Annotated in this window: 17 protein-coding genes; 16 read left to right on the top strand and 1 reads right to left on the bottom strand. The window is 60.6% G+C overall.

Features of this window, described 5'->3' with window-relative positions:
* The first annotated feature begins 72 nt into the window (after positions 1–72).
* The 7 genes from TRP66_RS04790 (at position 73) to TRP66_RS04760 (ending at position 5,450) form a co-directional block, all read left to right on the top strand.
* Positions 73–921, top strand: a complete 849-nt coding sequence (locus TRP66_RS04790) for a substrate-binding periplasmic protein (RefSeq protein ID WP_333400217.1) — start codon at positions 73–75, stop codon at positions 919–921.
* 10 nt (positions 922–931) lie between these two features.
* Positions 932–1,285, top strand: a complete 354-nt coding sequence (locus TRP66_RS04785) for a DUF4398 domain-containing protein (RefSeq protein WP_333400216.1) — start codon at positions 932–934, stop codon at positions 1,283–1,285.
* Complete coding sequence (locus TRP66_RS04780) at positions 1,282–2,097, top strand: OmpA family protein (RefSeq protein ID WP_333400215.1); 816 nt, start codon at positions 1,282–1,284, stop codon at positions 2,095–2,097. The genes TRP66_RS04785 and TRP66_RS04780 overlap by 4 nt, the downstream gene beginning before the upstream one ends.
* A gap of 128 nt (positions 2,098–2,225) precedes the next feature.
* On the top strand, positions 2,226–3,665 hold the full coding sequence (locus TRP66_RS04775) for an aminotransferase-like domain-containing protein (RefSeq protein WP_333400214.1): 1,440 nt from the start codon (positions 2,226–2,228) through the stop codon (positions 3,663–3,665).
* 168 nt (positions 3,666–3,833) lie between these two features.
* Positions 3,834–4,439 (top strand): translation initiation factor 2, encoded by a 606-nt coding sequence (locus TRP66_RS04770; protein WP_442965163.1) that lies wholly within the window; start codon positions 3,834–3,836, stop codon positions 4,437–4,439.
* A 94-nt stretch (positions 4,440–4,533) separates the two neighbouring features.
* The gene (locus TRP66_RS04765; protein ID WP_333400212.1) at positions 4,534–4,791 is read left to right on the top strand and encodes a YkgJ family cysteine cluster protein; all 258 of its coding nucleotides are present in this window, start codon (positions 4,534–4,536) and stop codon (positions 4,789–4,791) included.
* Positions 4,792–4,844: 53 nt separating this feature from the next.
* Positions 4,845–5,450 carry an START domain-containing protein gene (locus TRP66_RS04760; protein ID WP_333400211.1) on the top strand — a complete coding sequence of 202 codons (606 nt, stop codon included), beginning with the start codon at positions 4,845–4,847 and terminating at the stop codon, positions 5,448–5,450.
* Positions 5,451–5,510: 60 nt separating this feature from the next.
* Here the strand turns inward: TRP66_RS04760 and gltA are convergent, their stop codons facing one another.
* On the bottom strand, positions 5,511–6,800 hold the full coding sequence (gene gltA / locus TRP66_RS04755) for a citrate synthase (RefSeq protein WP_333400210.1): 1,290 nt from the start codon (positions 6,798–6,800) through the stop codon (positions 5,511–5,513).
* 350 nt (positions 6,801–7,150) lie between these two features.
* On the opposite strand from gltA, the gene sdhC reads away from it, so the two are divergent.
* The 9 genes from sdhC (at position 7,151) to sucD (ending at position 18,614) form a co-directional block, all read left to right on the top strand.
* Positions 7,151–7,537, top strand: coding sequence for a succinate dehydrogenase, cytochrome b556 subunit (gene sdhC / locus TRP66_RS04750; RefSeq protein ID WP_333400208.1), 387 nt, complete (start codon positions 7,151–7,153; stop codon positions 7,535–7,537).
* Entirely contained in the window at positions 7,531–7,899 is a 369-nt protein-coding gene (gene sdhD, locus TRP66_RS04745; RefSeq protein WP_333400207.1) for a succinate dehydrogenase, hydrophobic membrane anchor protein, read from the top strand. The genes sdhC and sdhD overlap by 7 nt, the downstream gene beginning before the upstream one ends.
* Positions 7,900–7,902: 3 nt before the next feature.
* Complete coding sequence (sdhA, locus tag TRP66_RS04740) at positions 7,903–9,675, top strand: succinate dehydrogenase flavoprotein subunit (protein WP_333400206.1); 1,773 nt, start codon at positions 7,903–7,905, stop codon at positions 9,673–9,675.
* Between the two features lie 11 nt (positions 9,676–9,686).
* Positions 9,687–10,391: a succinate dehydrogenase iron-sulfur subunit gene (locus TRP66_RS04735; RefSeq protein ID WP_333400205.1), complete on the top strand. Its 705-nt coding sequence runs from the start codon at positions 9,687–9,689 to the stop codon at positions 10,389–10,391.
* A 257-nt stretch (positions 10,392–10,648) separates the two neighbouring features.
* On the top strand, positions 10,649–13,480 hold the full coding sequence (locus TRP66_RS04730; RefSeq protein WP_333400204.1) for a 2-oxoglutarate dehydrogenase E1 component: 2,832 nt from the start codon (positions 10,649–10,651) through the stop codon (positions 13,478–13,480).
* 41 nt (positions 13,481–13,521) lie between these two features.
* Complete coding sequence (gene odhB / locus TRP66_RS04725; protein ID WP_333400203.1) at positions 13,522–14,748, top strand: 2-oxoglutarate dehydrogenase complex dihydrolipoyllysine-residue succinyltransferase; 1,227 nt, start codon at positions 13,522–13,524, stop codon at positions 14,746–14,748.
* 171 nt (positions 14,749–14,919) lie between these two features.
* Positions 14,920–16,356: a dihydrolipoyl dehydrogenase gene (gene lpdA, locus TRP66_RS04720; RefSeq protein ID WP_333400202.1), complete on the top strand. Its 1,437-nt coding sequence runs from the start codon at positions 14,920–14,922 to the stop codon at positions 16,354–16,356.
* Between the two features lie 207 nt (positions 16,357–16,563).
* Positions 16,564–17,730: an ADP-forming succinate--CoA ligase subunit beta gene (gene sucC, locus TRP66_RS04715; protein ID WP_333400201.1), complete on the top strand. Its 1,167-nt coding sequence runs from the start codon at positions 16,564–16,566 to the stop codon at positions 17,728–17,730.
* Positions 17,730–18,614 (top strand): succinate--CoA ligase subunit alpha, encoded by an 885-nt coding sequence (gene sucD / locus TRP66_RS04710; RefSeq protein ID WP_333400200.1) that lies wholly within the window; start codon positions 17,730–17,732, stop codon positions 18,612–18,614. The genes sucC and sucD overlap by 1 nt, the downstream gene beginning before the upstream one ends.
* The last annotated feature ends 180 nt before the right edge of the window (positions 18,615–18,794 follow it).

Here is an 18,794-nt window from a genome sequence, read left to right as displayed (position 1 = left end):
GCAAGCGATAGGCGGGGCAGAGCGGCGGGTTTTTTATTGGCCTGAAATACAGTTTTGCGAGAAGGATGATCCATGCACAAGCCCAGATGGCTGTCGCTCTTAGTCGCAGCCTTGCTAGCCTGTCCCGCGGGGTCGATGGCTGCCGGCAAATGCGAACGTCTGATTGCCACCGGCAGTCCGGATGCGCCGCCTTATTCGTGGCGGGATCCCCAGGATGCTCGACATCTGATGGGGGCCAACGTCGACTTGGTGAGCCAGATCGCCGATGAGTTGGGTCTGACCGTGGAATTCCTGTATGCGGGCAAGCGCGGTCAGGCGTTCGACGAAGTGCGTACCGGGCGTATGGATCTGCTGATCGACGCTCCCCTGAATACGGCCCGCCTCGATGCGCTGGACTATGTGCATCCTCCCGTCGTGCGCAACGATATATTGATCTGGACCCGGCACGCATCACCAGTGCCGTTTTCCAGTCTTGCGGACTTGCAGGGACGTGCGGGTGCCATATCGGCACAAACACGTCTGACCCCGACGTTCGAGGCAGCCGCCGCGCAGCCCGAGCTGGTTCGCGTGCCGGGTCTTCCTCAGGCATTCCAGAAGCTGGCGCTGGGCGAAGTGGACTACGTGCTGGCCGGTCGTTACGCCGGCATGGTCATGGTCCAGTCTCTCGGGCTGTCCGCCGATATCGTCGCGCAACCCACGGTGCTCGATACGCCAGGCCTGCATCTGGCCCTGTCCTTCAACTCGGCGTGCAACGATTCATGGTTACGCGGACAGTTGGCAAAAAAGATGACAGAATCGGTCGCCTCCGGCCGGTCGGACGAAATCGTCGCCCGCAATCTGGGCCTGTGGAAGGCCCAGCTCTTGCAGCCCGCCGAGGCCAGCGCTTCAGACAAGGTCTTGGACAAGGCCTCAAACAAGTAGGAAACCCGTTGTGATGATCCGCCTTTCATTCGCCGCGTTGGCACTTGCGACCCTGGTCGGGTGTGCCAGCGATCCGGCACCTCTGGAACAAATGAAACTCACTGAGCAAGCGCTGGAGCAGGCGCGGGCCGTCGGCGCCACTGACGAGCAGTCGGAGTTGCAGGCTGCCGAGGGCAAGTTCGCCCAGGCCCGCGCCGACATGAATGCGCAGGCGTTCAAGGATGCGCGCTTCAACGCCGAGCAGGCCGAGCTGGATGCTCGCCTCGCCGAAGCAAAGGTCCTGACCTTGAAAGGGCGCGAGCAGGTGGATCAGTTGAACACCCGGCTCAATCGTCTGCGCAAGCAGTTGGGGGAAAAGCAATGAAGCCTTTTTCACGAATGCTGGGTGTGGCGACACTGGTTGGCGTCGCCGGTCTTCAGGGCTGCGCAGGCCAGGCCAACAGTGCCCGCGATCTGCAGCGCGCCAGCAGTGAGTTCCAGAAGGTCAAGGAGGATCCCGACGTGCTGCGCAGCGCGCCCAAGGATCTGCTGCGCGCCGGCGAGTCTCTGGCGCGGGCGGAGCGCCTGTCGAGTTACATTGGCAGCGCCAGCGACGTCAGCCACTATGCCTACCTGAGCAGCCGCTACAGTGAGATCGCCCGCGAGCACAGTGATTTGCTGTTGCTTCAGGAGCGACTGGCGAAAATGGAGCTGGAGCGTCAGCGCCTGCAATTGGCACTGCGCGAAGCCAAGCTCAATAGCGCTCAGCAACAAGGACGCTGGCTGGAGGATCAGATCCTCAGTCTGGTGACGACCCAGACCGAGCGAGGGCTGGTGATGACGCTAGGGGATGTGTTGTTCGATCCGGGCCATGCCGAGCTCAAGAGTTCCGCCAGTCGGACGGTGCTCAAGGTCGTCCAGTTTTTGCAGCTCAATCCACGTCGCGTGGTGCGCATCGAAGGTTATACCGACAGCACCGGCGATCGACAGGAAAACCTGAAGTTGTCTAGAGACAGGGCGCAAGCGGTGGCGGACGTTCTGATCGATCTGGGCGTGAGCGAGAAGCGGGTGCAGGTCGAGGGCTATGGCCAGGACTTTCCGGTGGATGCCAATGCCTCGGAGCGCGGTCGCGCGCAGAACCGGCGTGTCGAGATCGTCTTTTCCGACGATCAGGGCCATCTGGGCGCCGCGCGCTGATCGCGCAAACGGCTGTCGCACAGGCCAGCGTCCTGGCGCTGGCCTAAACCCGAACTGTCCCGGTACACTTCCAGACTGTTCCGGTCCGAACGCCACCCCAGGCGCGCCGGTCGTCCCGAGGCAGTGCCATGACCAATCTCCTGCTTTATCAACGCATCGCCCAGCAGTTGGCCGAAGATATACGCCGTGGCGTTTATCGACCGGGCGAGCGCGTGCCTTCGGTGCGCAAGATGAGTTCGCAACTCAACGTCAGTCATGCGACCGTGTTGCAGGCGTACGCGAACCTCGAAGATCAGGGGTTGATCAGGGCGCGGCCTCAATCGGGCTATTACGTGCACCAGACCCCGGCGCTGACCGCCTCGACGCCGGACATTGCGCGGGTCGAGCGGCCAAGCCTGGTCACCCGCAGCAGCATCATTCAGCAGGTACTCGAAGAGTCGCGGCGCGAAGGGGTGTTCGCCCTCGGCGCTGCCGTGCCCCACGTCGACTATTTGCCGGTGCGTGCCCTGCATCAGCAACTGGCCAAGGTCACGCGCTTTCACAGCCCGCGTGCCTTCAGCTACATGTTCAGTCCGGGTTTCGAGCCCTTGCGACGTCAGGTGGCAATCCGCATGCGCGATGCGGGTGTGGTGGTCGATCCTTCCGAGGTGGTGATCACCCACGGATGTGTCGATGCATTGCAGATGATTCTGCGCGTCCTGACCCAGCCGGGCGATCTGATCGCCGCCGAGTCGCCTGCCTATTACGGGCTGCTGCAACTGGCGGACCTGCTCGGCCTCAAGGTCATCGAGATCCCCAGCGATCCGGTCACAGGCATCAGCCTGGAGGCTTTGCAGCTGGCCGCCAATCAGTGGACCATCAAGGCGTTGGTGCTGACGGCGCGGCTGAGCAATCCGCTAGGGGGCACCATGCCGGAAGAGCGGCAGAAGCACCTGCTGCGACTGGCATCGGATTTCGACATACAGATTGTCGAAGATGATATCTACGGCGAGCTGATGTTCGAGGTCGGGCGCACCAAGGCGCTCAAAGCCTTCGATCGCCTCGGTCGGGTCGTGTACTGCTCCAGCTTCTCAAAGACATTGTCGCCGGGTGTGCGCATCGGCTGGATGATCGCCGGCAAGTACCAGGCCGAGATTCAGCGTTTACAGACGTTCAGTACCCATTCGGCGTGCAGCGTCACTCAGATGGCGATTGCGGCTTACCTGGAAAACGGCGGTTACGACCGGCATTTGCGTTTCATCCGACTTGAGTATCGGAAAAATCTGAGCGCGTATCAGCTGGCGGTGCAGCAGCACTTTCCGGAAGGGACGCAGATGAGCCGCCCCGTCGGCGGTTTCATCCTCTGGGTCAGCCTGCCCGGCAGGGTCAACACGCAGACTCTGCACGTCCGGGCGCTGGAGCAGGGCATCAGCATTGCGCCGGGCCTGATTTTCAGCAACACCGAGCAGTTCAATCACTGTATCCGGCTCAATTGCGGCATGCCGTGGAATCGTGAGGCCGAGCGGGCGCTTATGACGCTGGGCATGCTTGCCCGGCAGTTATGTCATGAAACGGTGGCAGGGTACTGAGGCCGCCGGTTTGGTTTCGATTGTTGGAACTCTTGGTGCCTCCCGCAGGCCTCAAGCAAACTAGGTTTTTTCTCCGTTCTGGTCGCTCTGTCACTTATGAATCTGCTGCGTTGTACCGTATTGCTGATTGTTGTGTTGTTGAGTGCGTGCGATGCGCAGGAAACCCCTGTGCCTAAACCGCGCACCGACGCGGCCACGCAAGAGTCCGCGCCTGCGCCCGCGCCACCTGCCGTGCGTTCGACGGCCGATCAGCCTTCGGAATCCGTCGTCTCGCCCGCTGCGGACAAGAAAGATCCGCCCGTTCATGAGATGCCTGCGACTGCGCCAGTCGTGCCGGTGGTGGCGGGCAAGCAGTCTGTAGACAAGGACAAGGCTGCAGGGCCGTCGACCGCTGCGGCCGGGAAACCGGAAACGACAAAGAAACCCGCCCCGAGCAAATCCGCTGACAAGCGGGAGACCGTCGCGCAGCAGCGCAAGGCCAGGCAGGCCAGGCAGACCAGCAAGGAGGTCAAGGAAACTCGCCTGGCGCCACCGAAGCTCGACCTCAGCCTGCCTCCCGAGCTGGTGCAGGAGCTGGAGCCTCCGGCGAAGGTGATTACCGCACGGCGCAAGCCTATTCTGCCGCCGATGTTCGATACCGACGCTTCGTCATCTGGCAGTGAACCGTTCGAGCTGAACGGGCGACTGCTGAGCAATGAAATGCAGTTGCAGATGCGTAACGACAGTCGTCGCGATGTCGAAGGCGCCGCGCTGGATTTCAAGTTCAAGCAATAAGGCCCTGTCCGTCGTCCGAAACGGCGTTTTCCAATGGCCGTTTCGGCGGTTAATATCAGCGACTTTCCAAAGAACGTTACAAGGGTGTCGAGTCATGGACTGTCGCTCCGGTTGTGGTGCCTGCTGCATCGCTCCCTCAATCAGTTCGCCCATTCCGGGCATGCCCCAGGGCAAGGCCGCCGGTCAGCGTTGCGTGCACCTGGGCATCGACCTGCTCTGCGCATTGTTCGGCAAGCCGGAGCGGCCCGCTGTCTGCGGTCAGTTCAAGGCTGACGAGGAGGTATGTGGTGTCGATCAGGCGGACGCGATTCGTTTGATCGGCTGGTGGGAAGCGGCAACCGCGGTTGCCTGATCCGTGACATGACGCCCGGTCCCGGGTGGAACTTCAAGCACAAGGAAAACAATATGAAGGCGTCGCATCGCTTGGCTGTGGTTTGTGGTTTGTCGGTTCTGCTGGCGGGAGAAGCGCTTGCCGAGAACTGGCAGGTCGCCAGGGACGAGGAGGGTATCCAGGTCGCCTTGAGTGATGTGGCTGGATCGAAATACAAGGCTTATCGCGGCGTGACGGTCATCAATGCCAGTGTCGCAAAGCTGCGCGCGCTTCAAGAGGATGTAGCAGGCGCCTGCGCCTGGGTGCATGAATGCCAGTCCCAGAAGTTGCTCAAGCATGAGGGCGACAAAGTCTGGACCTACACTCGCTTCAATACGCCCTGGCCGGTGACGCCCCGCGATTCCGTACTTCTGATCACCACCAAAGAGGGCGCGGATGGCAGTCTGACGCGTACCCTTCAAGAGCAGCCGACCTACATCCCCGAGGAGAAAGGTTACGTCCGGGTTGCTCAGGTGGAAGGATTCTGGAAGCTGGTGCCAAAGGGGCCGAACCAGACTGAAGTGACCTATCAGGTACACACCGAGCCAGGAGGCAGCGTACCTTCGATGCTGGCGAACAAGTTTGTGGTGGATGCACCTTTCAACACCTTGAAAGCGTTGCGCGAGCGGGCTCAGAAATAAGTCGGGCGATACAACGAAAAGGGCTGCCAATGGCAGCCCTTTTCGTTACAGACGCTGAAGTTACTTGCGGTCTGTCAGGGCAACGATGTCGCGTTGTTCGCTGCCGGTGTACAGCTGGCGTGGACGGCCGATCTTGTACGGGCTGGACAGCATTTCCTTCCAGTGCGAAATCCAGCCTACGGTCCGCGCCAGGGCGAAGATCACGGTGAACATGCTGGTCGGAATGCCGATCGCCTTGAGGATGATGCCCGAGTAGAAGTCTACGTTCGGGTACAGCGAGCGCTCGATGAAGTACGGATCGGTCAGGGCGATCTCTTCCAGGCGCATGGCCAGTTCGAGTTGCGGATCGTTGTTGATCCCCAGTTCCTTGAGCACTTCGTCGCAGGTCTGCTTCATCACCGTGGCGCGCGGGTCGCGGTTCTTGTAGACGCGATGACCGAAGCCCATGAGCTTGAACGGGTCGTTCTTGTCCTTGGCCTTGGCGATGAATTTGTCGATGTTCGACACATCGCCGATCTCATCGAGCATGGTTAGCACCGCTTCGTTGGCGCCGCCGTGGGCCGGGCCCCAGAGCGCGGCGATACCGGCTGCGATACAGGCGAACGGGTTGGCGCCCGAGGAGCCGGCCATGCGCACGGTGGAGGTCGAAGCATTCTGTTCGTGATCGGCGTGGAGGATAAAGATCCGGTCCATCGCCTTGGCCAGCACCGGGCTGATCGGTTTGATCTCGCACGGGGTGTTGAACATCATGTGCAGGAAGTTTTCCGCGTAGCTGAGGTCGTTGCGCGGGTACATCATGGGCTGGCCCATGGAGTACTTGTAGACCATCGCCGCCAGGGTCGGCATCTTGGCGACCAGGCGAATCGCGGAAATCTCGCGGTGCTGCGGGTTATTGATGTCCAGCGAGTCGTGGTAGAACGCGGACAGCGCGCCGACCACGCCGCACATCACGGCCATCGGGTGGGCGTCACGGCGGAAGCCGTTGAAGAATGTCTTGAGCTGCTCGTGGACCATGGTGTGGTTCTTGACCACTGCCACGAACTGGGCCTTCTGTTCGGCGGTGGGCAATTCGCCATTGAGCAGCAGGTAGCAGGTTTCGAGGTAGTCGGACTGCTCGGCCAGTTGTTCGATCGGGTAGCCGCGGTGAAGCAGGATTCCGTTGTCACCGTCGATGTAGGTGATCTTCGACTCGCAAGAGGCGGTCGACATGAAGCCTGGGTCGAATGTGAAGCGGCCTGTGGCAGTGAGACCGCGTACGTCGATCACATCTGGACCCACGGTGCCGGTCAGTATTGGCAGCTCGACGGGGGCTGCGCCCTCGATGATCAACTGCGCTTTTTTGTCAGCCATATGGCCTCCTGTTTATGCTTCAAATCATCAGACAGGCCCCCCACGCAGGGCCCGCATCACTATAGTGAGATAAATCCCAAAGTCAATTTGCCTAAAGTCGTGTTCCACAGGCCTCGCAAGCCTGCGCCGAATGCGCTGTTTCGTGCCATTTACGCCTTTTGGCCGCAGAGTGCAATCCGCTATTGGGGGTAAGTCTGCGCGTTGTCATTAGTAGCCTAACTGTCTATACTCGGCGTCCGACCGCCAGGGGCTTTTGGGCCTGTTCCAAGGGGGTCGTCACTTCCTGGGTGGTGGGTACCTGACCAGTGCACTTCCCAACAACTTGCCCTGCTTGTTAGGGGCTCTTCAGTGTGAAAAAAGCCGTGAAAAGCCAACGACCTGTAAATCTAGACCTAAGGACCATCAAGCTCCCAGTCACTGCTTACACGTCCATCCTTCACCGCATCTCCGGTGTCATCCTCTTTGTCGGTATTGCAATCATGCTGTATGCAATGGACAAGTCGCTGGCATCCGAAGAAGGCTTCGGTGACGTGAAGGCGTATCTGACCAGTCCGCTGGCCAAGCTTGTCATCTGGGGGCTGCTGTCTGCCCTGCTTTATCACCTGGTGGCCGGTGTACGCCACTTGATCATGGACACGGGCATTGGCGAGACGCTGGAAGGCGGCAAGCTGGGCTCCAAAATCGTTATCGCAGTCTCCGTGGTGATGATCATTCTGGCGGGAGTATGGATATGGTAACCAACGTCACCAACCTGTCGCGTTCGGGCCTCTATGACTGGATGGCGCAGCGCGTGTCTGCGGTCGTTCTCGCGGCTTATTTCATTTTCCTGATCGGTTACCTGGTCGCCAACCCGGGCCTGACCTATGCCCAGTGGCATGATCTGTTCGCCCATAACGGCATGCGTATCTTCAGTCTGCTCGCCCTCGTGGCCCTCGGCGCTCACGCCTGGGTCGGCATGTGGACCATCGCGACCGACTACCTGACGCCAATGGCGCTGGGCAAGTCCGCGACATCGGTACGTTTCCTGTTTCAGGCGGTATGCGGCATCGCGATGTTCGCTTACTTCGTCTGGGGTGTGCAGATTCTTTGGGGTATCTGATTCATGGCTAACATCAATACACTTTCGTTCGACGCCATCATCATCGGTGGCGGCGGGGCGGGCATGCGCGCGGCCTTGCAACTGGCTCAGGGCGGCCACAAGACCGCCGTAGTCACCAAGGTCTTCCCGACCCGTTCGCATACCGTGTCCGCACAGGGCGGCATCACTTGCGCCATCGCTTCGGCCGACCCGAACGATGACTGGCGCTGGCACATGTACGATACCGTCAAGGGTTCCGACTACATCGGTGACCAGGACGCCATCGAATACATGTGTTCCGTCGGCCCTGAAGCAGTTTTCGAACTCGAACACATGGGCCTGCCGTTCTCCCGTACCGAACAGGGGCGCATCTATCAGCGCCCGTTCGGCGGTCAGTCCAAGGACTTCGGCAAGGGCGGCCAGGCTGCCCGTACCTGCGCCGCGGCCGACCGTACCGGTCACGCGCTGCTGCACACCCTGTACCAGGCCAACCTCAAGGCCGGTACCGTATTCCTCAACGAATACTACGCAGTGGATCTGGTGAAGAACCAGGACGGCGCTTTCGTCGGCATCATCGCGATCTGCATCGAAACCGGCGAGACCTCCTACATCCGCGCCAACGCCACCGTACTGGCTACCGGCGGCGCGGGCCGTATCTACTCCTCGACCACCAACGCCCTGATCAACACCGGCGACGGTGTGGGCATGGCGCTGCGCGCCGGTGTTCCAGTCCAGGATATCGAGATGTGGCAGTTCCACCCGACCGGCATCGCCGGCGCCGGCGTACTGGTGACCGAGGGTTGCCGTGGTGAAGGTGGCTACCTGATCAACAAGCACGGCGAGCGTTTCATGGAGCGCTACGCGCCCAACGCCAAGGACCTTGCAGGTCGTGACGTCGTCGCGCGCTCCATGGTCAAGGAAATCATCGCCGGCAACGGTTGCGGTCCCGATGGCGACCACGTGATGCTCAAGCTCGATCACCTCGGCGAGGAAGTGCTGCACAGCCGCCTGCCGGGCATCATGGAGCTGTCCAAGACCTTCGCTCACGTCGATCCGGCCGCCGCGCCGATCCCGGTCGTGCCTACCTGCCACTACATGATGGGCGGCATCGCCACCAACATTCATGGTCAGGCGATCACTCAGGACGCCACCGGCACCGACCAGATCATTCCCGGTCTGTTCGCCGTGGGTGAAGTGGCGTGCGTATCGGTTCACGGTGCCAACCGCCTGGGCGGCAACTCGCTGCTCGACCTGGTGGTCTTCGGTCGTGCGGCCGGCCTGCACCTGGAGCAGGCGCTCAACGAAGGTATCGACTACCGTCGCGCCTCGGAAACCGACGTGGATGCCGCGCTGGCACGCCTCAGCGGCCTGAACGAGCGCACCGAGGGCGAAGACGTCGCCACGCTGCGCAAAGAGCTGCAGAGCTGCATGCAGAACTACTTCGGTGTATTCCGTACCGGCGAGTACATGCAGAAGGGTATTGCTCAGTTGGCGACCCTGCGCGAGCGTATTGCCAAGGTCAAGATCAACGACAAGAGCCAGGCCTTCAATACCGCGCGTATCGAAGCGCTGGAGCTGCAGAACCTGCTGGAAGTCGCCGAAGCGACGGCCATCGCCGCCGAGCATCGCAAGGAATCCCGTGGCGCCCACGCCCGTGAAGACTTCGAAGATCGCGACGATGAGAACTGGCTGTGCCACACCCTGTACTTCCCGGGTGAAAAGCGCGTAGCCAAGCGTGCCGTGAACTTCTCGCCGAAAACTGTTCCGACTTTCGAGCCTAAAGTCCGGACTTATTAAGGGTGACCGCCATGTTGCAAGTCAGCGTTTATCGTTACAACCCTGATCAGGACGCCGCGCCGTTCATGCAGGAATTTCAGGTCGACACCGGTGGCAAGGACCTGATGGTGCTGGACGTACTGGCCCTGATCAAGGAACAGGACGAAGGTTTCTCGTATCGTCGCTCGTGCCGCGAGGGTGTTTGCGGCTCCGACGGCATGAACATCAACGGCAAGAACGGCCTGGCGTGCATCACGCCGCTGTCTTCCGTGGTGAAGAACAACAAGCTGGTGGTTCGTCCTCTGCCAGGACTGCCGGTCATTCGTGACCTGGTCGTCGACATGAGCATCTTCTACAAGCAGTACGAGAAGGTGAAGCCATTCCTGCAGAACGATACGCCGGCTCCGGCCATCGAGCGTCTGCAGTCTCCGGAAGAGCGCGAGAAGCTCGACGGTCTGTACGAGTGCATTCTGTGCGCTTGCTGCTCGACCTCGTGCCCGTCCTTCTGGTGGAACCCGGACAAGTTCCTCGGTCCAGCCGCGTTGCTCCAGGCCTATCGCTTCCTGGCCGACAGCCGCGACAACAAGACCGCCGAGCGTCTGGCGTCCATGGACGATCCGTTCAGCGTGTTCCGCTGCCGCGGGATCATGAACTGCGTCAACGTCTGCCCCAAAGGCCTGAACCCAACCAAGGCCATCGGTCACGTGCGCAACATGCTTCTGCAAAGCGGCGTCTGATTCATCGCTTTACCGCTACACCGTTGTACCTGAAGTCGCTGCGGCGCGGGCTATCGCCGGCGTCGCAGCTTTAACCTGAGCAGTGGCTCGCAAGGCCGTCGCTCTTATTTGAAGAAAAAGACCAGCAGGGGCATCCGGGCTGGTACCCGGACTATCTGCGTGATCCTTAGTGACTTGTCATGGTCGCTGCACACGACTGTTTCAGCGTTGCTCTGGTGTCTTCGCCGGTGGTGTCCCCTTACCGAGGGTGACCAAGCATGCAAGAAAGCGTGATGCAGCGCATGTGGAACAGTGCCCACCTGTCAGGTGGTAACGCTGCCTATGTGGAAGAGCTCTACGAGCTTTACCTGCACGACCCTAACGCTGTGCCAGAAGAGTGGCGCACCTACTTTCAGACGTTGCCCGCTGACGGCAACTCTGCCACCGATGTATCGCATTCTACGATTCGCGATCATTTCGTGTTGCTGGCGAAAAACCAGCGCCGTGCTCAACCGGTGTCCGCCGGCAGTGTGAGCAGCGAACACGAGAAGAAGCAGGTAGAAGTACTGCGACTGATCCAGGCTTACCGGATGCGGGGCCACCAGGCCGCCCAGCTGGACCCGCTGGGCTTGTGGCAACGGCCCGCTCCCGCTGACCTGTCGATCAATCATTACGGCATGACCAATGCCGATCTTGATACGACCTTCCGTGCCGGCGACCTGTTCATCGGCAAAGAGGAAGCGAGCCTACGCGAGATCGTCGAGGCTTTACAGCAGACATATTGTCGCACCATCGGCGCCGAGTTCACCCACATCGTGGATTCCGAGCAGCGCAACTGGTTCATGCAGCGCCTGGAAAGCGTACGCGGTCGTCCCGTGTTCTCCGCCGAAGTCCAGACTCACCTGCTTGAGCGCGTGACCGCGGCCGAAGGTCTCGAAAAGTACCTGGGCACCAAGTACCCGGGCACCAAGCGTTTCGGCCTGGAGGGCGGCGAGAGCCTGATCCCCATGCTGGACGAGCTGATCCAGCGCTCCGGCTCCTATGGCACCAAGGAAGTCGTCATCGGCATGGCCCACCGTGGCCGTCTGAACGTGCTGGTCAACACCTTCGGCAAGAACCCGCGCGAGCTGTTCGACGAGTTCGAAGGCAAGAAGAAGGTCGAGCTGGGTTCCGGTGACGTCAAGTATCACCAGGGCTTCTCCTCCAACGTCATGACCGCGGGCGGCGAAGTGCACCTCGCGATGGCGTTCAACCCGTCCCACCTGGAAATCGTTTCTCCGGTGGTCGAGGGTTCCGTACGCGCGCGTCAGGATCGTCGCAACGATCCGAGCGGCGACAAGGTGCTGCCGATTTCCCTCCACGGTGACGCGGCGTTCGCCGGTCAGGGCGTGGTCATGGAAACCTTCCAGATGTCGCAGACCCGCGGCTTCAAGACTGGCGGTACCGTTCACATCGTCATCAACAACCAGGTCGGCTTCACCATCAGCAACCCGCTGGACTCGCGTTCCACCGAGTACGCGACCGACGTTGCCAAGATGATCCAGGCGCCGATCCTGCACGTGAACGGCGACGATCCGGAAGCCGTGGTGTTCGTCACCCAGTTGGCGATCGACTACCGCATGCAGTTCAAGCGTGACGTGGTCATCGATCTGGTCTGCTACCGCCGCCGCGGTCACAACGAAGCGGACGAGCCAAGCGGCACCCAGCCGCTGATGTACCAGCAGATCACCAAGCAGCGCACGACCCGTGAACTGTATGCCGATCAGCTGATCAAGTCCGGCGTGCTCGACGATGCGCGCGTTCAGGCCAAGATCGACGACTACCGCAACGCGCTGGATAACGGCCTGCATGTGGTGAAGAGTCTGGTCAAGGAACCGAACAAGGAACTGTTCGTCGACTGGCGTCCGTATCTGGGCCATGCGTGGACCGCGCGTCACGACACCCGTTTCGACCTCAAGACCTTGCAGGAACTGTCGGCCAAGCTCATGGAGCTGCCGGAAGGCTTCGTGGTGCAGCGTCAGGTCCAGAAGATCTACGAAGACCGTCAGAAGATGCAGGCCGGCGGCTTGCCGATCAACTGGGGTTACGCCGAGACCATGGCCTACGCCACGCTCGCCTTCGAAGGTCATCCGGTGCGCATCACCGGTCAGGACGTCGGTCGCGGTACTTTCTCGCACCGTCACGCCGTCCTGCACAACCAGAAGGACGCCAGCACCTACATTCCGCTGCAGAACCTGTATGCCGGTCAGCCTCGCTTCGACCTGTACGACTCGTTCCTCTCGGAAGAAGCGGTTCTCGCGTTCGAATACGGCTACTCCACCACCGAGCCGAATGCGCTGGTGATCTGGGAAGCCCAGTTCGGCGATTTCGCCAACGGTGCCCAGGTCGTCGTCGACCAGTTCATCACCAGTGGCGAGCACAAGTGGGGCCGTCTGTGCGGTCTGACCATGCTGCTGCCGCACGGCTACGAAGGGCAGGGGCCGGAGCACTCCTCCGCGCGCCTGGAGCGTTACCTGCAACTGTGTGCCGAGCACAACATTCAGGTCTGCGTCCCGACCACGCCCGCTCAGATCTACCACCTGCTGCGTCGTCAGGTGATCCGTCCGCTGCGCAAGCCGCTGGTGGTGCTGACGCCCAAGTCGCTGCTGCGTCATAAACTGGCAATCTCGACACTGGAAGATCTGGCCGAAGGTTCGTTCCAGACGGTCATTCCTGAAATCGACACGCTCGATCCGGCCAAGGTTACCCGCCTGATCCTGTGCAGCGGCAAGGTCTACTATGACCTGCTGGAGAAGCGTCGTGCCGAAGGCCGTGAAGACATCGCCATCGTGCGTATCGAACAGCTGTATCCGTTCCCTGAAGATGATCTGATGGAAACGATCGCACCCTACACCAACCTCGAACACGTGGTCTGGTGCCAGGAAGAGCCGATGAACCAGGGTGCCTGGTACAGCAGTCAACACCATCTGCGTCGCAGCATGGGCAATCACAAGCGCAGCCTCGTTCTCGAGTATGCCGGTCGTGATGCGTCCGCCGCGCCTGCCTGTGGTTACGCGTCGATGCATGCCGAGCAGCAGGAACAGCTCCTGCAGGATGCCTTCACTGTTTAACGCCTTCGAGCATTAGAAACCGAATTAAGGAATTACAGATAATGGCTATCGAGATCAAAGCCCCCTCTTTCCCGGAATCCGTTGCCGACGGCACCATTTCCAAGTGGCACAAACAACCGGGCGAAGCGGTCAAACGTGACGAGCTGCTGGTCGACATCGAGACGGACAAGGTTGTCCTCGAAGTGCTGGCCGAGGCTGACGGCGTTCTGGCGTCGATCGTGAAAGGCGAGGGCGATACCGTCCTGTCCAACGAAGTGATTGCAACCCTGGACGCAGGCGCTACCGCCTCGGCCGCACCTGCCCAGGCCGCCGCAGCTGCTCCGGCAGCTCAGGCTGCCGCGCCCGCCGCAGCGGACGACGACGCCATTGGCGGTCCGGCCGCGCGCAAGCTGGCCGAAGAAAACGGCATCAACCTGGCGAGCATCAAGGGCACTGGTAAAGATGGTCGCGTGACCAAGGAAGACGTGGTTGCCGCTGTCGAGGCCAAGAAGTCCGCGCCAGCCGCGGCTCCTGCCGCCAAGCCAGCCGCCGCTGCCGCCAGCGCTCCGGTATTCGCCGCCGGCGACCGTACCGAGAAGCGCGTGCCGATGACCCGCGTACGTGCCACCGTAGCCAAGCGTCTGGTCGAAGCCCAGTCGAACATGGCGATGCTGACCACGTTCAACGAAGTCGACATGACCGAAGTAATGGCGCTGCGCTCCAAGTACAAGGACCTGTTCGAGAAGTCGCACAATGGCGTGCGCCTGGGCTTCATGTCCTTCTTCGTCAAAGCCGCTACCGAAGCACTCAAGCGCTTCCCGGCGGTCAACGCCTCCATCGACGGTTCCGACATCGTCTACCACGGTTATGCGGACATCGGCGTTGCCGTCTCCAGCGACCGCGGTCTGGTGGTTCCGGTTCTGCGTAACGCCGAGCACATGAGCCTGGCGGAAATTGAAGGCGGCATCGCCACCTTCGGCAAGAAGGCTCGCGACGGCAAGCTGTCGATCGACGAAATGACCGGTGGTACCTTCACCATCACCAACGGTGGTACTTTCGGTTCGATGATGTCGACCCCGATCGTCAACCCGCCGCAGGCCGCCATTCTGGGCATGCACAACATTCTGCAGCGTCCGATGGCCGTCAATGGTCAGGTGGTTATTCGCCCGATGATGTATCTTGCGCTGTCCTATGACCACCGTTTGATCGATGGCAAGGAAGCAGTGACTTTCCTGGTTACCATCAAGAACCTGCTGGAAGACCCGGCTCGTCTGCTGCTGGATATCTGATGACACAGCCCTGGGCTGCAAGCGGCAAGCTGCAAGAGAAAAGCAGCTTGGCGTACGGCCCGAGGCTGTCGGGTAGCATCTAATGAAAGGGTTGCAGGCCGATTGTGTGGAAAATCGCTGATCGGCTTGCAGCTTGCAGCTTGAAGCTCGCAGCTAAAAGGAATCTTTTTTATGTCCCAGAAATTCGACGTGGTAGTGATTGGCGCGGGCCCTGGCGGCTATGTCGCCGCCATCAAGGCTGCGCAACTTGGTTTCAAGACTGCCTGCATCGAGAAGTATCAGGACAAGGAGGGCAAGCTGGCCCTGGGCGGTACTTGCCTGAACGTAGGTTGTATCCCTTCCAAGGCGTTGCTGGACAGCTCGTGGAAATTCTACGAAGCCAAGAACGGCTTCGGCGTCCACGGTATTTCGACCTCTGAGGTGTCCATCGACGTACCGGCGATGGTCGGCCGCAAGTCCACCATCGTCAAAGGCCTGACCGGTGGCGTTGCCAGCCTGTTCAAGGCCAACGGCGTCACCACCCTGCAAGGCCACGGCAAGCTGCTGGCCGGCAAGAAGATCGAACTGACCGCGGCTGACGGCACCGTCGAAGTCATCGAAGCGGAACACGTGATCCTGGCGTCCGGTTCGCGGCCGATCGACATTCCGCCGGCTCCGGTCGACCAGAACGTCATCGTCGACTCCACTGGCGCTCTCGAATTCCAGCAGGTTCCGAAGCGTCTCGGCGTCATCGGCGCCGGCGTCATCGGTCTGGAACTGGGTTCGGTATGGGCCCGTCTGGGTGCCCAGGTCACCGTTCTGGAAGCACTGGACAAATTCCTGCCGGCGGCTGACGAAGCCGTTGCCAAGGAAGCGCTCAAGACCTTCACCAAGCAGGGTCTGGACATCAAGCTGGGCGCCCGGGTGACCGGTTCGCAGGTTAACGGTGATGAAGTCGAGGTGACTTACACCGACGCAAACGGCGAGCAGAAAATCACCTTCGATCGTCTGATCGTAGCGGTAGGCCGCCGTCCGGTGACCACCGACTTGCTGGCTGCCGACTGCGGCGTGGATCTGGACGAGCGTGGCTTCATCTATGTCGACGACTACTGCGCTACCAGCGTGCCGGGCGTATACGCCATCGGTGACGTGGTTCGCGGTCTGATGCTGGCGCACAAGGCGTCGGAAGAGGGCATCATGGTCGTCGAGCGCCTCAAGGGTCACAAAGCCCAGATGAACTACAACCTGATTCCTTCGGTCATCTATACCCATCCGGAAATCGCGTGGGTCGGCAAGACCGAGCAGACGCTCAAGGGCGAAGGCGTCGAAGTCAACGTCGGCACCTTCCCGTTCGCGGCCAGTGGCCGTGCCATGGCAGCCAACGACACCGGCGGTTTCGTCAAGGTTATCGCCGATGCCAAGACTGACCGTGTGCTGGGTGTGCACGTCATCGGCCCAAGCGCTGCCGAACTGGTTCAGCAGGGCGCGATTGCCATGGAATTCGGCACCAGCGCTGAAGACATCGGCATGATGGTCTTCTCGCACCCGACGCTGTCCGAAGCGTTGCACGAAGCGGCCCTGGCAGTGAATGGCGGCGCCATTCACATCCAGAACCGCAAGAAGCGCTGAGAAGATAAGAAAAAAACCACGGCGCGATGCCCGTCGTGAGCCTTGCGAGCAAGACTCTCCGCGGAAACTCCGCCGGACTCGACCTCTCGGAACGCTTGCGAAATGGCCCAGGCCGTTTCGCGGGCCGACCGGAAGTAGCGGTCACAGGTGGTGCGGCACAATGTGCAGCACCGAATGCGCAGTACCTAAACGAAGACGGTAATAAGCATGAATCTTCACGAGTATCAGGGTAAGCAGCTGTTCGCTGAATACGGCCTGCCAGTATCCAAGGGCTTCGCGGTAGACACCCCGGAAGCGGCAGCAGAAGCTTGCGACAAGATTGGCGGAACCGAGTGGGTTGTCAAAGCCCAGGTTCACGCAGGTGGTCGTGGCAAAGCGGGCGGCGTCAAGCTGGTTCGCAGCAAGGAAGACGCAGCGGCTTTCGCACAGCAGTGGCTGGGCAAGCGTCTGGTGACTTACCAGACTGACGCCAATGGTCAGCCAGTGACCAAGATCCTGGTCGAGTCGTGCACTGACATCGACAAGGAACTGTACCTGGGCGCAGTCGTCGACCGCTCCAGCCGTCGTATCGTATTCATGGCTTCCACCGAAGGTGGCGTGGATATCGAGAAAATCGCTCACGATACTCCCGAGAAGATTCTCAAGGCCACCATCGATCCACTGGTTGGCGCTCAGCCGTTCCAGGGTCGTGAGCTGGCATTCCAGCTGGGCCTCAAGGGCGACCAGATCAAGCAGTTCACCAACATCTTCGTTGGCCTGGCCAAGCTGTTCCAGGACTACGACCTGGCACTGCTGGAAGTGAACCCGCTGGTGATCAAGGCCGACGGCAACCTGCACTGCCTGGACGCCAAGATCAACATCGACAGCAACGCCGTATACCGTCAGCCAAAGCTGAAGGCGTTCCATGACCCTTCGCAGGACGATCCGCGCGAAGCTCACGCCGCCAAGTTCGAACTGAACTACGTGGCGCTGGAAGGCAACATTGGCTGCATGGTCAACGGTGCCGGTCTGGCCATGGGCACCATGGACATCGTCAACCTGCACGGCGGCAAGCCAGCCAACTTCCTCGACGTGGGCGGCGGTGCAACCAAAGAGCGTGTGACCGAAGCGTTCAAGATCATTCTGTCCGACAGCAACGTCGCGGCCGTACTGGTCAACATCTTCGGCGGCATCGTTCGTTGCGACATGATTGCCGAAGGCATCATCGGCGCGGTGAAGGAAGTGGGCGTTAAAATCCCGGTGGTTGTTCGCCTCGAAGGCAACAACGCTGAGCTGGGCGCTAAAGTACTGGCAGAAAGCGGCTTGAACATCATCGCGGCTACCAGCCTGACCGACGCTGCTCAACAAGTTGTCAAAGCTGCGGAGGGCAAGTAATGAGCGTTTTGATCAATAAAGACACCAAAGTCATCTGCCAGGGCTTCACCGGCTCGCAGGGTACTTTCCACTCCGAACAGGCCATCGCTTACGGCACCAAGATGGTTGGCGGCGTGACACCAGGCAAGGGTGGCACCACCCACCTGAACCTGCCAGTGTTCAACACTGTGAAAGAAGCTGTCGAAGCCACCGGCGCCGACGCTTCGGTCATCTACGTACCGGCTCCATTCTGCAAGGATTCCATCCTTGAAGCGGCGCTGGGCGGCATCAAGCTGATCGTCTGCATCACCGAAGGCATCCCGACCATCGACATGCTGGAAGCCAAGGTCAAGTGCGACGAGCTGGGCGTGACCCTGATCGGTCCTAACTGCCCAGGCGTCATCACTCCGGGCGAGTGCAAGATCGGCATCATGCCAGGCCACATCCACTTGCCAGGCAAGGTCGGCATCGTGTCGCGTTCCGGCACCCTGACCTACGAAGCGGTCAAGCAGACCACTGACGCCGGTTTCGGTCAGTCCACCTGCGTCGGTATCGGCGGTGACCCGATCCCAGGCTCCAACTTCATCGACATCCTGAAACTGTTCCAGGAAGACCCGAAGACCGAAGCGATCGTCATGATCGGCGAGATCGGCGGTTCGGCTGAAGAAGAAGCTGCTGCCTTCATCAAGGCCAACGTGACCAAGCCGGTCGTTTCCTACATCGCCGGTGTGACTGCGCCTCCGGGCAAGCGCATGGGCCATGCGGGCGCCATCATCTCCGGCGGCAAGGGCACTGCGGACGAGAAGTTCGCTGCTCTGCAGGACGCTGGCGTGAAGACCGTCCGTTCGCTGGCGGACATCGGCAAGGCCCTGGCCGAGCTGACTGGTTGGGAAATGAAGAAGTAAGCTTTGCTTACCGATTCTGACCAGACAAAGGCCACCTTCGGGTGGCCTTTGTCGTTTCAGCCCAGAGGATTTGATCTGCGTCCCCATTTCTGGACACCCATCCATCATTTGGGGTGAAGATCACAAATTCGTAGGAGCGGATTTATCCGCGAGAGGTCATGAAGGCCGACGCATTGGTTG

The sequence above is a fragment of the Pseudomonas sp. JDS28PS106 genome (assembly GCF_036706555.1).
In the GTDB taxonomy this organism is placed as follows: domain Bacteria; phylum Pseudomonadota; class Gammaproteobacteria; order Pseudomonadales; family Pseudomonadaceae; genus Aquipseudomonas.
This window is presented reverse-complemented; position numbering and strand designations above follow the sequence as displayed.

What these genes read in the sequence shown, in the direction of transcription:
- sucD (WP_333400200.1), top strand. Translation starts at nt 17,730, where the DNA reads ATGAGCGTTTTGATCAATAAAGACACCAAAGTCATCTGCCAGGGCTTC.
- TRP66_RS04780 (WP_333400215.1), top strand. Translation starts at nt 1,282, where the DNA reads ATGAAGCCTTTTTCACGAATGCTGGGTGTGGCGACACTGGTTGGCGTC.
- TRP66_RS04760 (WP_333400211.1), top strand. Translation starts at nt 4,845, where the DNA reads ATGAAGGCGTCGCATCGCTTGGCTGTGGTTTGTGGTTTGTCGGTTCTG.
- TRP66_RS04775 (WP_333400214.1), top strand. Translation starts at nt 2,226, where the DNA reads ATGACCAATCTCCTGCTTTATCAACGCATCGCCCAGCAGTTGGCCGAA.
- odhB (WP_333400203.1), top strand. Translation starts at nt 13,522, where the DNA reads ATGGCTATCGAGATCAAAGCCCCCTCTTTCCCGGAATCCGTTGCCGAC.
- lpdA (WP_333400202.1), top strand. Translation starts at nt 14,920, where the DNA reads ATGTCCCAGAAATTCGACGTGGTAGTGATTGGCGCGGGCCCTGGCGGC.
- gltA (WP_333400210.1), bottom strand. Translation starts at nt 6,800, where the DNA reads ATGGCTGACAAAAAAGCGCAGTTGATCATCGAGGGCGCAGCCCCCGTC.
- TRP66_RS04735 (WP_333400205.1), top strand. Translation starts at nt 9,687, where the DNA reads ATGTTGCAAGTCAGCGTTTATCGTTACAACCCTGATCAGGACGCCGCG.
- TRP66_RS04765 (WP_333400212.1), top strand. Translation starts at nt 4,534, where the DNA reads ATGGACTGTCGCTCCGGTTGTGGTGCCTGCTGCATCGCTCCCTCAATC.
- TRP66_RS04730 (WP_333400204.1), top strand. Translation starts at nt 10,649, where the DNA reads ATGCAAGAAAGCGTGATGCAGCGCATGTGGAACAGTGCCCACCTGTCA.
- sdhA (WP_333400206.1), top strand. Translation starts at nt 7,903, where the DNA reads ATGGCTAACATCAATACACTTTCGTTCGACGCCATCATCATCGGTGGC.
- sucC (WP_333400201.1), top strand. Translation starts at nt 16,564, where the DNA reads ATGAATCTTCACGAGTATCAGGGTAAGCAGCTGTTCGCTGAATACGGC.
- TRP66_RS04790 (WP_333400217.1), top strand. Translation starts at nt 73, where the DNA reads ATGCACAAGCCCAGATGGCTGTCGCTCTTAGTCGCAGCCTTGCTAGCC.
- sdhD (WP_333400207.1), top strand. Translation starts at nt 7,531, where the DNA reads ATGGTAACCAACGTCACCAACCTGTCGCGTTCGGGCCTCTATGACTGG.